The 15,726-nt window shown below is 57.8% G+C and carries 15 protein-coding genes; 2 read left to right on the top strand and 13 right to left on the bottom strand.

Annotated features, from left to right (window positions below; translation table 11 throughout):
• Positions 1-5: 5 nt before the first annotated feature.
• A complete protein-coding gene (locus K227x_RS27950) occupies positions 6-1,244 on the bottom strand; it encodes a site-2 protease family protein (protein WP_145175837.1) in 1,239 nt (412 codons plus the stop codon).
• A 106-nt stretch (positions 1,245-1,350) separates the two neighbouring features.
• On the opposite strand from K227x_RS27950, the gene K227x_RS27945 reads away from it, so the two are divergent.
• On the top strand, positions 1,351-1,797 hold the full coding sequence (locus K227x_RS27945; RefSeq protein WP_145175834.1) for an RbsD/FucU family protein: 447 nt from the start codon (positions 1,351-1,353) through the stop codon (positions 1,795-1,797).
• 31 nt (positions 1,798-1,828) lie between these two features.
• On the opposite strand, the gene K227x_RS27940 is transcribed toward K227x_RS27945, so the two are convergent.
• From K227x_RS27940 to K227x_RS27900, 10 genes are all read right to left on the bottom strand, one after another.
• Positions 1,829-3,118 carry a PQQ-binding-like beta-propeller repeat protein gene (locus tag K227x_RS27940; protein WP_246146342.1) on the bottom strand — a complete coding sequence of 430 codons (1,290 nt, stop codon included), beginning with the start codon at positions 3,116-3,118 and terminating at the stop codon, positions 1,829-1,831.
• Positions 3,119-3,246: 128 nt separating this feature from the next.
• On the bottom strand, positions 3,247-4,599 hold the full coding sequence (locus K227x_RS27935; RefSeq protein WP_145175831.1) for a Gfo/Idh/MocA family protein: 1,353 nt from the start codon (positions 4,597-4,599) through the stop codon (positions 3,247-3,249).
• A gap of 676 nt (positions 4,600-5,275) precedes the next feature.
• On the bottom strand, positions 5,276-6,172 hold the full coding sequence (locus K227x_RS27930) for a DUF1571 domain-containing protein (protein ID WP_145175828.1): 897 nt from the start codon (positions 6,170-6,172) through the stop codon (positions 5,276-5,278).
• Positions 6,173-6,322: 150 nt separating this feature from the next.
• Positions 6,323-8,011, bottom strand: coding sequence for a hypothetical protein (locus K227x_RS27925; protein WP_145175825.1), 1,689 nt, complete (start codon positions 8,009-8,011; stop codon positions 6,323-6,325).
• Positions 8,012-8,596: 585 nt separating this feature from the next.
• Entirely contained in the window at positions 8,597-8,818 is a 222-nt protein-coding gene (gene infA, locus K227x_RS27920; RefSeq protein WP_145175822.1) for a translation initiation factor IF-1, read from the bottom strand.
• A 149-nt stretch (positions 8,819-8,967) separates the two neighbouring features.
• Complete coding sequence (locus tag K227x_RS30970; RefSeq protein ID WP_218933597.1) at positions 8,968-9,144, bottom strand: hypothetical protein; 177 nt, start codon at positions 9,142-9,144, stop codon at positions 8,968-8,970.
• A gap of 13 nt (positions 9,145-9,157) precedes the next feature.
• The gene (rpsI, locus tag K227x_RS27915) at positions 9,158-9,571 is read right to left on the bottom strand and encodes a 30S ribosomal protein S9 (RefSeq protein WP_145175819.1); all 414 of its coding nucleotides are present in this window, start codon (positions 9,569-9,571) and stop codon (positions 9,158-9,160) included.
• Positions 9,572-9,641: 70 nt separating this feature from the next.
• Positions 9,642-10,070 (bottom strand): 50S ribosomal protein L13, encoded by a 429-nt coding sequence (gene rplM, locus K227x_RS27910; RefSeq protein ID WP_391540467.1) that lies wholly within the window; start codon positions 10,068-10,070, stop codon positions 9,642-9,644.
• 162 nt (positions 10,071-10,232) lie between these two features.
• Positions 10,233-11,699 (bottom strand): cryptochrome/DNA photolyase family protein, encoded by a 1,467-nt coding sequence (locus K227x_RS27905; protein WP_391540400.1) that lies wholly within the window; start codon positions 11,697-11,699, stop codon positions 10,233-10,235.
• Positions 11,700-11,756: 57 nt separating this feature from the next.
• Complete coding sequence (locus K227x_RS27900; protein WP_145175813.1) at positions 11,757-12,710, bottom strand: ATP-binding response regulator; 954 nt, start codon at positions 12,708-12,710, stop codon at positions 11,757-11,759.
• A gap of 452 nt (positions 12,711-13,162) precedes the next feature.
• On the opposite strand from K227x_RS27900, the gene K227x_RS27895 reads away from it, so the two are divergent.
• Complete coding sequence (locus K227x_RS27895) at positions 13,163-14,368, top strand: prepilin peptidase (RefSeq protein ID WP_145175810.1); 1,206 nt, start codon at positions 13,163-13,165, stop codon at positions 14,366-14,368.
• A 45-nt stretch (positions 14,369-14,413) separates the two neighbouring features.
• Here K227x_RS27895 and K227x_RS27890 read toward each other — a convergent pair whose 3' ends face one another.
• Positions 14,414-15,160, bottom strand: a complete 747-nt coding sequence (locus K227x_RS27890; RefSeq protein WP_145175807.1) for a pentapeptide repeat-containing protein — start codon at positions 15,158-15,160, stop codon at positions 14,414-14,416.
• Positions 15,157-15,597 carry a GNAT family N-acetyltransferase gene (locus K227x_RS27885; RefSeq protein ID WP_145178564.1) on the bottom strand — a complete coding sequence of 147 codons (441 nt, stop codon included), beginning with the start codon at positions 15,595-15,597 and terminating at the stop codon, positions 15,157-15,159. The genes K227x_RS27890 and K227x_RS27885 overlap by 4 nt, the downstream gene beginning before the upstream one ends.
• Positions 15,598-15,726: the final 129 nt, after the last annotated feature.

Raw genomic sequence — 15,726 nt, 5'->3', positions numbered from 1 at the left:
AGGGGTCAGTTGGTGGCGTCGAATCGCGGCACCGCACCGTCGATGGACGGCTCGGTCGCAGGGACTGCGGTCGGGCTAGGCAGACCACGCCGGCTTAGCATCGTTTCCAAGTCCAGGATGCCCACCAAGTGATGTTGGGAATCGACCACTGGGATTTGCCGATGCGTTTTGCTCGGCCGCGACAAGGCGGATGACAGCAGTTCGTCGACGCCCAAGACTTCGATTCCATGACGGTGGTCGACAAGTTGGCCGGCGGTTGTCTCGGGTGGTTGTCCCGCAGCGATCGCGGCCGCCACGTCTTCCAGTCGCAATGTACCCACGACCGTTCCGACAATCGAAACGATGGGCAGGGTTGGCTGCGACGTCTTTCGCCATTGCCTGGCGATTTCGTCCAAGGGAGTGTCCATCGACAACGCGCGGTCGCTTTCGATCATCACGTCGCTGACCCGCAGCCCACGCACTTTTTCCATCAGATTGACTTGGCGTGCTTCGGCGATCCCCGCGTACCCGATGAATGCCGCGATCAGCACCGGAATCGGGTTGGGCGGTTCCGAGCTAAGCGCCGCCACCGCCATCAAGCCGGCACATACCAACCCGACCTTCGATGCGATGGACGTGGCACGGGAATAGTCCATCACCATCGCCAGGATGCTGCGGAACACACGACCACCGTCCATGGGAAAGGCCGGAATCATGTTGAACAGGACCAACATCGTGTTGACCAGCATCATCAGAATGCCGAAGCCCAACCAAGACGGTTCGGTGAAAATTTGCATCGCGGTGTCGTTGGATTCGGCGCTGATCAGGTCGCCGGTGAACATTGCGACCACAAATGATCCCATTGCCCGGATGTCCGCGGGGTCTGCCAACACAGCCAAGGTCACCATCAACACGCCGACAATGACGACGTTGACCGCGGGGCCCGCCACCGCCACGACCAGTTCCTGCCAAGGAATGCGTGGCATGCGTTGCAGTCGGGCCACGCCACCGATCGGCAGCAGCGTGATATCAGCCGTGCCGATCCCAAAGCAGCGAGCCGCCATCGCGTGCCCGTACTCGTGCAGGGTGACGCAAAAGAACACGCTAAAAAGTTGGGCGATCGCGAATGCCACGCCTGTCAGGCCAAGCGATAGTGATCGCAATGCGACAAACACCACTGCCAACGAAAAGGACCAGTGCACATACAGTCCAATCCCAAGGTACGTGCCCAGTTTCAAGCGGCGTGCTAACAGGCTTTCGGGCAACGCGCCACTCCGTCACAATGTTGGGGCTGTAGATTGGCCGGATCGAATCACCGGCATGATCCTGTCATCCTATCGAAATCATCCACTTCATCCGAGTGCCATCCGAATGTTACGCCATAAGTTGATCCATCCCCAAATCAACGCCGTCCTGGCCGCCGCCGGCCACCACAGCAGTGTTTTGATCGCAGACGGGAATTATCCGGCTGCCAGCAAACGGGGGCCCCAGGCCGAATTGATCAGTCTGAATCTGATGCCAGGCGTGCCGACCTGCAATCAAGTGCTCGAAGCCCTGTTGTCGGCGGTGCCCGTGGAAGCGATCCAGACGATGCAGACCGAAACCAGTGGACCCTACGCATTGGACGGCGATCCCCCGGTTTGGTCCGATTATCGACAAACGATCAAGGATGCTGGTTTGGATGTCGAGATCGAACCAATCGACAAATGGGCGTTCTATGATGCCGTTAGTACGCCTGATCACGTGCTGACCATCCAAACCGGCGACCAACAACGCTATGCCAACATCCTGTTGACGATCGGCGTTCGAATGGATTGATCGGTTGCCAAGGGATATTTGGCAAGACTCACTACGGCGTGTCTGCCGGTTCTTTCAGCGACGCGCAGATCAGTTCTTGATCGTTGCGGGCAAAAATGTATCCGTTTGCGATTGCTGGGTGGGACCAGGTGACACCACCGCGTCGGTTCAATTGTTTGCGAGTTGGATCCAACAGTTTGGTGCGACTGTGTTCCTGGAACCCTTCCGGCGTCAGGGTCGCGAAGATCAATTCGCCCTGATCGTTTTGCATGATTTCTCGCTGGCCATCGCGAATCGTGTGAATCGTTGCCCAACGAGCGCGGGGAACCGCGGTCGTGTCTTCCCAAACTCGGTCGCCCGTCTTGATGTCTAGGCATCGAAGTTCGCCGTAGCTGTCGGTGCCATAGATATAGTCCCCTTTGATGATGGGATTGCTGATCATGCAGTGAAGCGCGTCGGTGTTTTTTTCGTCGATACCGACGCGGTGCCAAACTTTTTCCGCGGTCAATTGATTCGGGTCAAATCGAATCAGCATCGATCCGTCATAGAACGATGACACGAACAGAAGGTCGTCTTGGACCACGGGCGTCGGAATGCCGATCGGCATGTTTCGAGGCAACATCGGGATGGTCCAATGAACCTGGCCGGTTCGCGGGTCCAATCCTGTGACACTTTCGCCGGTCCAGCAGACCACGACGTCCTGGCCAGCCTGTTGGATCAATATTGGTGAACTGTATCCCGCTTTTTCGTCGATCGAACGCCAACGTTCTTTCCCGGTGGCAAGATCAAAGGCGACGACGCAGGCATCCCCCGCACCGGCGACGACTTGGATGACGTTGCCGTCATGGACCAGCGGCGATGTGGCGATGCCCCAGATCGGCATGCGGATCGAATACTCGGGGGCCAAATCATGTTGCCAGCGGATGTCCCCCGTTTTTGCGTCAAAGCAAATGAAGTGACCGGCGGTGCCGACCGATAGTGCCAGGCCTTCGTGGACGGTCACCGAGGCGCGTGGGCCGGCTCGGTATCCGATTTCGCCGTACACTGCCGGGTAAGTGTGCTGCCAAACCAAGTCACCGTTTTCGGCGTCAAAGCATAGGACGCGTTCAATCTCTTCGGGGCTGTCGTCCAAGCCACGGTCAGTCACGTAGACTCGTCCGTCAACGATCGTTGGCCCGCTGTAGCCCGCCCCCAGTTCCACTTGCCATTTGCGTTCCAAGTGTCCGGTGGGCAGCGTCTTCATCAAGCCAGGTTCATCGATCTTGGCATCGCGATGGATGCCTCGCCACTGCGGCCAATCGTCCGACAACGCGGGCGACGCGATCAGCCCAAGGATGATCAAACACGAGAATCGTCGGGCGCGGTTGTGTCGGTGCAAATTCGTTCTCGCGTGATCGGTCAAAAATAGAAAAGGCTGAACGATGGTGGCGACTGATATCGCCCAGCATCGCCCGTGGTCCAGCGCTGGCCCTACGCCGTTGCCGGGTGGATGTAAGGGGCGCGGTAGGGGCGTTTCAGCAGGGCGGTTGCTTCGTCGTCGCCAACCGCTGTGTGAGTGGCCGGGTCAAACTGGATCGTTCGTCCCAGCGTCAAAGCGTTGTTCGCCATGATGCACGACGCGCTGCTGATGTGGCCCTGTTCGATGTCCGCGATCGGTTTGCTGCGTGCATCGATGGCTTTCAAAAAGTCTCGCATGTGTCCACGGATCGCTGATGCAACATGCAGTTCCATGTTCCAGTCTTTCTTGTCGGACTGGTCGGTGGGATATTTGTCCAGTTCGATCAAGGCATCGCCGTGGATCTTTTGACCGCCACCGCGAGGGATAAAGTCGAACTTGTTGACGCTAAGCTTCAGCGTCCCTTTGGTCCCGTAGATGATTCCCGCCCAAGGATATTCGGGATCCGGGGCACTGCCCCAGCTGCGATGTGTCCAGACGACGTCCAAATCATCAAAGTCGAACGTGGCCGTTTGAGTGTCCGTGATGTTCGCCTTGGAATCGACGTCGACCAGGATCCCGCCTGTGCTGCTGATTCGTTGGGGCCATCCCAAGTCCAGTTGCCAGCGGACCATGTCCAGCATGTGCACACACATGTCGCCGACAATTCCGTTGCCGTATTCCATGAACGCTCGCCACGAACGGGGATGCACCAGTTCATTGTAGGGGCGCATCGGGGCCGGCCCTGTCCAAGCGTCGTAGTCCAGATTCTTCGGCGGCGTTGTGTCCGGTGGATTTTTGTTGGCACGCATGTGGTAGTAACAGCAGACTTCGGCGTAGGCCACGTCGCCCAGCAGTCCCGCGTCGACCACTTGCTGTTTCGCATCGATCAGGTGTGGAGTGCTGCGTCGTTGAGTTCCGACTTGGACAACTCGACCGGTCCGCCGGGCCGCGTCCAACATCGCTTTGCTTTCCAGCACGTCACAGCCGGTGGGTTTCTGGACATAGACGTCCGCACCCGCATCGACCGCCGCAATCATCGCCAATGCATGCCAGTGGTCCGGTGTGGCCACCAACACAATGTCGAGGTCCTGTTCGTCCAACATTTCTTGGAAGTTGGCATAGGTCCGCGGTCGTTTTTTGGAGACCTGACGCGATGCGATCAAATCAGCCGCAGTGCTCAGCATCGTGGAATCCACATCGCAAAGCGAAACGACTTCCACCGGTTCGACGTTCATCAACTGCAACAGGTCGCACTTGCCGTACCATCCACAGCCGATCAATCCCACCCGACGTGGTTTCGATGGGGCCGCTGCATAAGCTTGCGAGTGAATCGATGCGACTGTCGCCGCTGCTGTGGCGCCGCGAAGGAAGTTCCTGCGATCCATGATCATGCGTCCAGAAAGAATGAGAAGGGGGATATTCGACAGCCGCAGTCTTTGCCGTCGGTTGCCAGATATGATAGTCGACATCGGACCCCGCGATCCGGCGTTCCGGAATTCAAGGTGCTTCCAAACAACCTTTCCCGTAGCGAAAGTCGCCAAGACTTTCGGCAATCACAACCTTTCCCGTAGCGAAAGTCGCCAAGACTTTCGGCGATCACGCAGGCCCGAATCACTTGGCGAGCAGTCGATTGAGTGAGCCGTGAATCGCGTGAGCGGCCGGGAATCCTGCCTGAAAATCCCGTGGCCTCACGATTGCCGTTGAAAGTTCGACGAATTCTTTCCCGTAGCGAAAGTCGCCAAGACTTTCGGCAATCACGCAGGCCCGAATCACTTGGCGAGCAGTCGATTGAGTGAGCCGTGAATCGCGTGAGCGGCCGGGAATCCTGCCTAAAAATCCCGTGGCCTCACGGCCAGCGGTTCACGATTGCCGTTGAAAGTTCGACGAATTCTTTCCCGTAGCGAAAGTCGCCAAGACTTTCGGCGATCAAGACGTGCCGAATCACTTGGCGAGTTTGTCGATTGAGTGAGCCGTGAATCGCGTGAGCGGCCGGGAATCCACTCAAATGCCCGTGGCCTCACGGCCAGCGGTTCACCTGTGGCGCTTTTCTTGTCTGGGCGGTCAGAACGAGGGAAAGTTGTATTCGGGATTCTTGGTGTCGAAATCGATGTCGGATAATCCAACGTTGGTTTTTAGGTCGTGGTAGGAATACGATTCCAGCAGCGGTGCTTCTTCTTCCTCGCCTGCGGGCCACCCGAAACTGCGGTAGCGAAGGATCAGCTGTTGTTCAGGATCGACCACGATCTCGGCTTTGGAGAAATCGTCAGGCTGGTCATTCGGCTTGCTGCGGCGGACTTCGATCAGACGCGTGTCGCGATCGTCGAACCGATGCCCTTCGGAAATTGACACTCGGATATCAGGGTTGCCCCGGTCTTGTTCGCCACGTTCGATTAGTTTTTCGACCAGCTTGACCAATCCGATTTCGCTGATCGGGAATCGTTGGCCCTGCATCGCGATCATCCCCGTCGGGTTCAACCAAATCGTTTTCAGGCCTAGGAACATTCCGACTTCGTGGACGGCCATCTTTCCATCGTAGAGGTCTTCGCCCCAGATCACTTCGCGGCCGTCGACCGCTGCGGGAGACTGGAATCTCAAATAGGCGCGGCGGGGTGACTTTCGGTCCGGGCCGCGAAATCGTGTTTGAACTCGCAGTGCAATTTCGGTCGGGTCGCCGAGATTCCCGGACGGGTCGCGTTCCTGTTTCACGAATCTGGCGGTGTAATCATCCAGGTTTGCCTGCATGTTGGCCAACGCATCATTGGCCATCGAAAGGACGTCGCTGATGTCTGCCTGGTCCGGATCGTCATCGGTTGGGGGATCGCTATCCGGTGCAGACGCAAGATCGGATCTTGGTCCGCGGTCCGATGAGCTTGCGTCCGAGCGGGCAACCACCACCCAAGCTTGCCAGGCAATGAACAGAGCCAGTGCGACGAATCCGAACTGTTTGGCGAGTTTCATGACGTCAGGACTGATGAATCAGGTTCAGAAGTAGGAAGATGGGGGGGCGCAGCGTGATGATGGTCGCGCGCGAAGGTGTGCATGAAAAAGACCGCCAAGGCATCACACCTTGGCGGTCTTTCAGTGGTCGCGTATCCAAATGGTCAGCGATTAGAACTGGTTGCCACCGTTGCCTTGACGCGATTGCATGACCGCAGCGGAGATGGCCTTCAGCAGACCTTCACCAACGTGGATGACCGAAGACTGTCCGTTAGGAACGCTGTCTTGGATCGCGGTCAACTGGCCTTGGTCGGGGGCGGCTAGCAGAGCGTTGATCATGGCCGTGATGGTATCGTTGGATTCGATCGAATCGGCGTACTTTAGGATCGGCAGCAGGGTGATCTTCAGTTGTCCGATCGGACGATCCGCTCCCTGATCCAGCGTGCTGTTGTCGATCAGTTCCTTCAGCAACGAATCGCTGTTTCGACCCACTGCCATGTAGACCGCTTTGGCCCCGGTGCCGATGTGAACTTGCAGTGTGTCGCCAAACGCACGGCGGGCTTCGTCTTCCTTGGCGGGAATGTCCGCTTCGATCATGTGCATCGTGACACCCTTGTAGGTGCTTTGATCGAATTTGAATCGTGGTGCGTCGGTTTCGTTTTCAACCTTGGCAGCCAAGTCCTTCACGATCTGTGCGACTTCGTTTCCGTCGGCGACGAAGGAACCGAATACGAATCGGAAATCGTTCTGGTCGGCCAGCAACAGGGCGCCCACGTCGGCACGTCCTTCTTCGATCGACGCGATTGCCAAGTCGGCGACGCGATCAACCATCGCACGGATGTCGGCACGTTGTTGATCGTTCAGCTTGTCTTCGTTCTCCAGAGCTCCGCCGAGCGAGCTAATTGTGCTCTTCAGCGTCGTGCGAGTCTGCTTGACGGCTTCGGGGCTGATCGAACTAGCAGCGTGATAGTAGGCGGCTGCATCATCACGGATGACCGATGCGAACTGCGATGGGATCGGCTTGGATCCACCATAGATGTCGGCCAACGGTGTGCCAGCCACAGCGGTGAACGACGTGTTGATCGAAACGTTGCGGTTGGGTTGGTCGATGTTCAGGCCGAACATCAACGAATCGGTGTCGTTGATGAACTGTTCCAGTTGCTTCATCGTGCCATCGGCGATTTCGCGAGTCGCTTCGGCATCAGCGCTGTCCTGCTTTTCCATCGCTTGTTCAAATCCTTGACGGATTTGGGCGATCAGCATGCCGCGGGTCGCAGCAGGAACTTGTTGCATCTGCAATCGGAACGCGATGTCATAATCATTTCCCAATCCGTTGAACAAAGTGGTTGGATCGGCCGGTGCCAAATCAAGCAGAGCTTTGCTGGGGGCCATCGCAGCCCAGTTGCCCAATTGGCGGATGTACACCGTGTTGACGCCAACGGCGATCACCAGGGTGCCGTCATCCAATTCGTCCGCAGGGCCCGTTTGAGCTTCCAGACGTTTCAGGATCGACTTGACGTCCGTGGTTGGAATCACAGCGATCGGTTGCGGGGCTCCATCGACCAACGGCACCAGGACGCCGATGGGCATGTCCATGTCGATGCCCTGAGTGAACGTTCCGGCCAGCATTGTGAACATGCCGCCCGCCTGAGGTTGCCCCACAGCGCTGGTCAGGTAGTTGATGTCCTGCATCAATTTGTTGATCGACCCAAGCGTGACGACCAGTACCGGTTCGGTTGCATTGGCCGCGGCCGCCGGGGCGGAGCCCGATTGCAGTCGTTCTTGAGCGATCGCGGGCGACATGGTGATTGCCACGCATGCGACCCATCCGGCCACCATCGCTGTTGTTGATCTGGCCATTGTGAACGGCCGAACTAATTGATTCCACAAACCCATCGCGTCATCATCCTCAAAAGGGCATTTGATGGCGGGCAAGATTGCCCGCCGATTACATTTCGTGCTTGGTGGTCCGCACAGGTCGCCGATCCAACATCGTTGATCGGAAATCACCCGCCGTCGAATCGGTTGCCGACCGTCGTACGCATAGTACTACCCGCCGAACAAGCCAGAAGTTTCGAGCTAATCAGAAGTTTCGCCGGTTAGGCAAATGACGGCAACCTGAGTTCTTGATCAGCACTGCTTGGCCGCATGGATCCCATCGTGGGGCGCGCAAAATCGCCTGAAATGACGATCCGCTGGCCGTGAAGCTATAGGGATGGACATGGGGCAATCCCGGCCGCTTACGCGTCGCGGATGATTCCATCGACAAACCACTAGCGGTTTGGTGATCCCAAATCGAGGGCCGAGGCTGTTGGCGAGTATCGCGACGGCGCTTTGGGAGCATGCCGATTGGCCGCTGCGCGTCACGATGCGAATTTTCTTCGCAGCGGCGCGGCAGAAATAGCGATCAACGTTTCCGAACTATATGCCGGAAACGGATCTGCATTACCGTTCGCGGTAGGTGATCCGACCTTTGGTCAGGTCGTACGGAGACAGCTCCACACGAACTTTGTCGCCCGGAACGATCCGGATAAAGTGTTTCCGCATTCGTCCGGCAACGTGGGCCATCACTTCACTGCCGGTTTCCAATTGGACCCGAAAGCGTGTGTTGGCGAGTGCCTGTGTGACTGTGCCTTCGACTTCGAAAGCATCTTCTTTTTTTCCCAAAACCAACCCTCTGACTGTTGAATGTAGTGCATCGAAATCGCTTTCCGACGCTATGTCTCGTGCTATTTCTCGCCTGCAAAGTTTCGCACGCGATCAGCAAAAGATAAAGCGACCGCCAGCCAATCTGGCAAGCGAATCGCCCATGACGATCAGAACAGTGCAAATAGCTCGCCGAAATCCGCTTTTTCGAAGCTAAATGATTCGGAGGCCAAAGAACGAAGCGTCTTTGCACCCGATTCATCACCAGCAAGTTTGGCTGCGGCAAAAATGCCAATCCTGTTTGCCACGCGGGGGCCGCCGAAAGAATCGGCGGCTGAAGTGGGCAAACGCAGAAGCGAATTAACGCTTGCTGAACTGGACACCCCGACGGGCACCACGCAGACCAGGTTTCTTTCGTTCCTTCATACGCGAATCTCGCGTCAGGAAGCTGCCTTCTCGCATTGGATCGTGCAGTGCTTCGTCATGGCTGACCAAGGCTCGAGCCAAGCCCATGCGTACCGCACCGCTTTGACCGGTCATGCCGCCACCGTTGACTCGCACGATCACATCGACTTTTTCGGTGTGTTCGGCGGCTTCCAGAGTTTGCATGATCGCAGTGCGATGCTGATCATTCACAAAGTATTGTTCGATCTCTTTCCCATTGACCATGAACTTGCCGCTGCCGGGACGCACTCGGACTCGCGCGACGCTGCTTTTGCGTCGGCCAGTGCCCAGGGCGTCTCCGTTGATTTTGTCCTTTTTGACGACGATCATAGGTTCGAACGTTTGTGAATGAGGGAGTTAAATGTGCTTGAAAATAAGATGGCCAGGTGAACCTGAGAAACTAGACTTTTTTGCTAGTTCGCTTCAGTTCTTGAGGCATTTGTGCGGTGTGCGGGTGCTCGGAACCGGCATAGATCTTTAGTTTCTTGATCATTTGATAAGCCAGCTTGTTCTTTGGAAGCATCCGGCGAACGGCGTGGTAGATCAAGTCTTCGGGTTTGCGGCTGAGGCGGTTGCCGTAGCTTTCCAAACGCAAACCGGGGTGTCCGGTGTACCAGGTGTAGTGACGAACGTCCATTTTGCGACCGGTCATCGCAATCTTTTCGGCGTTGGTCACGACAACGAAATCGCCGCAATCGGTGTTAGGCGTGTATTGCGGGCGGTGCTTGCCCATCAAGACGACTGCGATATCGCTAGCCAATCGACCCAGGACTTCGTCCGATGCGTCGACGTGGTGCCATTGCTTTTCAATTTGGCCGGGTTTTGCGATAAAAGTTGGTTGAGCGACCACGTAAATGACTTGTTTTTTGCGTGCTTTTCGGGATGTAACCACCAATTCGCAGCGATATCCAGTGACGGATCGGACTACGAAGAATCGGGGAATTTATCGATATCGCAGCAGATGGGCAAGGCCTTTTGGCATGAAAGATGGCTAATTTGAGTCGGTGTGGCGTTGTAGGTAACGTTTTAGGCGCAGTTTTCGCCTCGCACTATCGCTGGTCATGTACCGGACACTGCCAAAAATCGGCCGTTTTGGGCCCCAAGCTCGGTCATACCGCCCTAATACCCAAAAAATTCCGCTATAAGAATTTGGATCCCGACCATCCAGCCCATATTTGTTGTTCAGATCGATCATGATCCGCAGCGCCTGCTGGGGCGTGGGACTCCACTGCAGGATCTTTTTGCCCCACAGCATCCGCATGTAATTGTGCATCACGCCGGTCTCCACGATCTCTCGTTGGGCGGCGTTCCACAGTTCATCACCCGTCTGGGCGGCTTCTAGTTGTTCGGCGGTGTAGGTTTCTGGCCGCGGGTCGGACATCGTTTGCTGGTGCGATTTTTTGGCCCAATCTGGCAGCGACTCGAATTTGTCGTACTGGTCGGGTTCGCGGAAACTGAGGTTGAACCCCATTTCTCGCCATGTCAGCACTTGATCCAGCAGCGCTTCGGACGACTCGTCAACGTTCCAAAAGCCGTGGTTCTTGCCGTTGGGAGGCGAGAGTTTGTCCGGCGACCAGTCTTGGTGTTCGAAGATTCGGCTGACCAATTCGTGAGCCGAAAGGTGACCGAAATGCAGGTGCGGGCTCAGCCCCGTGGTTGCGTGTTCGTCGGGATGATTGCGGTCATCGCTATAGGAATCGATGGTGTGATCCATGAACCGGCTAAGTCGCTTGGCCGCGTCTTTGGCACCGCCCCGGACCGTCGGGCTGGGCAGGACGTCGTGGTCGATGGGGATCGACGCCAATCCCCCGTTCAACAAATCGTCGATGTCGGCCGCCGGCCAGCGCTTGGTGATCGACGTTGGCAAGCGGTCCAGCCGCGGCAGGCGAGACCCTTTCAGCGGATCTTCGTCCGGCATTTCACACAGCGCGTCCAGGATGTTTTTCTGCATCCAGCGGCGATAGCTATGGGCAACCGTGAAGGTCCGCTCGGGTTGGCGAAGTGGCATCACCCCGTTGCTGTCGACCAGTTCCAGGCGAGCCGGTAGTCGATCCTTGACCGCCGTGATCATGTGCGGCAGGAAAAAACACGGGTATTCATCGGTGACGACCGTGACGGCGCGGGCCGCCAAACGATGCAGCAGCGGTGTGCCGACACCGGGCCGGGGTTCGACGTACGGATAGTAGGTGACCGGTTTGCTAGAGAGCATCGCCGCGTTGTCACGCATGCCTTCGATCACAAACTGGTGCAATCGGTCGCTGGCCCAGCGATAACGGGTCCGCAGTGGTTCGAAAATGACCAACGGCTTGCGGTACTGTTTGGCCAGATCGACGGCGTGCTGCAGGGAGAAATTGTACCGAGTGCGGCGAAATGCGATCATCCAATACAGGACATAGTCGCCATCTTCGCGAATCGGATGTTCGTTGGCATTGCTGCGACGAATCGAAGGGACCGGCATCAATCGATCGGTGTGGTTGAAGTGCGGGGACAGCGATCGAGACGAGTCGCGCTCTGATCAGTTCTGGGCAGCGTTTTCGGCCGAATCGTCGGTCGGTTCGGCGTCGGTCGATTCGGGAGTCGGCTTTCGCTTGACCATCACAATCTCGTTGCCGACATCGTTGTGGCTGACTTCGTCCATGAAGGCATGGATCAAAAGCAGGCCGCGGCCCCCGGCACGTTCTAGGTTCTCGGGATTCGTCGGGTCACGCAGTTCGGCACAGTCGAATCCGTTGCCCTCGTCGCGGATGGTGAAGGTCGCCAAATCTCGGTTGGCGTCCAGGATCACATGCAGTTTACGGTCGCGGTAAGGCGATTCGGATTTCCGCTGGCTGATCTTGTCGACGTAGGCCTGGCCATCGTTGGTTTGGCGCAGGTCCGACGACACTTCGAGGTTGCCGTGAATGATCGCGTTGACCAACGCTTCGTCCAGAGCCATCGCGATCTGCATGCGTTCGCCCTCGTCGAACAATTCCAGTTCGACCAGCGGTTGTTCCAATCTGGCGATGATCTTGGGGACCAGCGATTCGTCGTTCCCGAGCGTTAGTTTCAGCGAATAGCCCACTGCGAACTTGGCGATTTCGCGAACCGATTGGGCTTCGTAGTGGACCGACAAGATTTGCCGAGCGACCGAGCACAGGGTCCGCGAGATGTCACGTTTGGGCACGTAGCTAGTGGCCCCGCGCCGCAGCGCTTCGGCCGCCACGTCTTCACTGCCCTCGGCGGTCGTCAACAGCACGGGCAACGACTTGTGCGAACAGTGCAGTGTTTCCACCAATTCCAGCCCGCTCATGCCCGGCATCTCGAGGTCCGTGACGACCAACGCGGGTAACTCCCGCTCGATCGCCTCGAGCGCCGCCTGGGCATTTTCGACCGCGCGTACGATGAATCCGTCCTGCTCTAGCACCATCTGCATCTGACGCAGTTGGGTCGGGCTGTCGTCGACGACCAGGATGTGAGAAGTGCCTGTCATTGATTCTCAGGTTGAGGCGATGCTTGGGCGAAAGCGTCGGGAGCCCGTCATGGGGATCTGCAATGTGGTCACCGGATGACCGATAAGTGATTCGCATTCTAACGACTCGCGGCCTGCCATGGGGAGACAGTCGGTTGGGTTGATGCCTGATCGGTCGGCCGGACGCAGCCAGCGCCCCATCTGCCAAGCCCTGCAAGCCAGGTCGCGTAGGCCAGGTCGCGTAGGCCAGGTCGCGGGCGATTCAGGACGTTCCCGGCGACTGCGCGGCGATGGGCTTTTGGGGTGCCGAATTGCGTATGCAAATTTGTCTCGGTTAGGATGCGGCCTGCGTGAAGGTCCCCGTGTACTGCCAGTTGCCCGCTGCACTGCCAGTAGGCCAGGGCCGAGATGACGTTTCACACCCTCGAAAGCTCGTTTTGCCACGTCGACGATTTCCGATCCGAATCCCCTTCTTGATTTCCCTGGTGGGAGTCGTGTTTGCGGTGGCGGCCTACATTTTTGGGTTGTCCGCTTGGCAGGCCGCCGGAACCGATTACTACCAATCTGATGACCTGATTATTCCTCGGACGATCGATGTGATCGTGTTTTTGTGGTGTTTTTGGGTCGGTTCGTCCATCGGCAGCTTTCTGAACGTGGTGGTTTGGCGGATGCCGCGAGGCCAGGGGGTCAACGGCCGATCGTACTGCCCACGCTGCCATGCCCAGTTGAAGGCGCGTGACAATTTTCCGGTATTTGGGTGGTTAGCGTTGGGCGGCAAGTGCCGGTCTTGTCGGTTGCCGATCTCGCCGCGATACCCCATTGTCGAGGGCATCGTGGGGGCCTCGTTGACGTTGGTGGCGATCGGCCAACTGTACCAGCTAAGTCTGCCTGGTCAGTCGACGCATTGGCACGGCGGTCCGCTATGGGCTCCCGTCGTCGACACACCGGTTCTTGTGGTGTTGCTGTTCCATGGGTTCGGCTTGGCGGTGTCGTGGGCGATGGGGTTGATTCGGATGGATCGAAACACTTTGCCGGTACGCTTGGTGCAAATCGGTTTGGGCGTGGTCGCAGTCGCGATCCTAGCCCTGCCGCCGCTGATGATCGTGACCTGGCAAATGGTCGATGGTCGTCCGCTATGGACCGGCAGCAGTATCTATGTCGATGCGCTGGTCCGCGTGCTGACGTCGATCGCGGCGGCGGTGATGATCGGCCGGTCGCTGGCCCCCGCATTTTGTCCGGCAGCAGATCCGAAAACCGATCCGCTGGGCAATTCCACGCGTCGCTTGATCGATCTGATCGCGATCATCACATTGCCGTCGTTGGTGGTGGGCTGGAAAACGGTGATTGCCGTCACCGTGGTGGCGACGATCTTGGCTGTGCCGATCCGTCGCTGGGTGATCCGTTCCACCGATGGGCTGGGCGCGTTTGCGATCGCGATGCCAATCGTATTGACGCTTCAATTGTTCGCATGGCGAATGATGGAATCGTTGTCGTGGTGGCCAGGAAGTTTCAGCGGACCCTGGGTGATCCTGGGGTGGGCCGGGGCGATCCTGTTGGTGCCTCTGTGGATCCGCGACCGAGACGCGGCCGGGACGTTGCCCCCGGTCTCGGATGAAGATTCATTCACCGACGAAGATGATGATGACGACGAAGAGAACGACGAAGACGAAGCGTTGTGAATTCATGGGGGATGCCTAGCTTGCGGGGGGGCATCACGCCGAGCTCTAGGGCCGTCGTTTCCAGCCTGCTCTTTGAGGGTCGAAATCGGCAGGGAATTTGGTTCGGTCGTCGTAGCTTGGCGGGGCCCAAAAGTAGGCACTGGTAAGCCCGTCGGCGTGGATGCCGGTCAGATCCGCAGCCGCAAATTCGACGCCGTTGATGTCGACTTCTTGGAATGATGAGAGGTCGCTTTGGCAGTCGATCGTGGCACTGCTGAGGTCGGCATCGCGGAACGACGCGTACTGCAGCGTGGCTCCGCCGGGCGTGACGATCACCGCGCCGCGTAGGTCGGCGGCTTGGAAACTGGTGATCTGTAGCGATGAACTGCCGACGGTGATCGTGGCGCCGCGAAGATCCGCACCGTCCAGTTTGGTGTGTTGAAACGATGCCCCGCCGACCGTGATGGTCGCGCCGCTGAAATTGGCGCCCACCATCGATGTGCTCTGAAACGCACCGCTTCCGGCGACGACGTTGACGCCGCTGAAATCCGCTAGGTCCAGATCGCGACCGGACAAAAATCCACGCTGTGAATTCGCGGTTCGGGGCACCTGCATCGCGTACACATTTTCTTGCAGCGATTCCAATGTTTCGGCCCGTTGGTACAAGATGTGTTCTTGCTGGCTGCGTCGCAGGTTGGTCTGGAACGTTGTGTAACAGGCCAGCGCCAATGCGACCCACGCCATTGCCAGAAGCGTGGATCGGATGGTGAATCGGCAACCGCGTTTGTTGGGGGCGACCGGGGCGGGGGTCATTCTTTGGGGCGTGGTCTCAATTGACAAAACAACGCTTTCTTTTGGTCGGGAAGCGAGAATTCAAATCCGCAGCCCTGCAAGAATTTTTCGGATGAACTGATCGCCATGACTTCCATCACGTTCAGATTCTTGGCTCTTTCGACACACTGTCGTACCAGTGCGCGTCCCACTCCGGTTCCCTGGTATTCGTGATGGACGGCCAGGCATTGCAGTTCGGCCAATTTGGGGCTGTAGATTTCAACGGCCGAAAAACCGACCAGCCGACCCTCTCGTTCACCATCCATCAGGAACGCCACGAAGCCGTGCCGGGTTAGTTCAATGACCTCGGCCTCGGTGCGAGCCAGCAGCAACCGCTGCATCACATAGGGACGCATCAGTGCGTGGATCGTCGCTGCGTCGCTGGGCGTCGCCTGGCGGATTTGGATGCCGGCGGGCATCGTCGGCTCGGCGCGGACTTGTCCATCGCTTGGCGGCGTCGACGCGGGGGTGGACGTCGGTTCGGAGTTATCCGGTTCGGTGGAATCCAAGGTGCAGATCTCTCGGTGGTGGTCCCCACAAAAGGTGGG

This window comes from Rubripirellula lacrimiformis, assembly GCF_007741535.1.
In the GTDB taxonomy this organism is placed as follows: Bacteria; Planctomycetota; Planctomycetia; order Pirellulales; family Pirellulaceae; genus Rubripirellula; species Rubripirellula lacrimiformis.
Note: the sequence above shows the minus strand (reverse complement) of the source record. Positions and strands in the feature narration are given on the sequence as shown.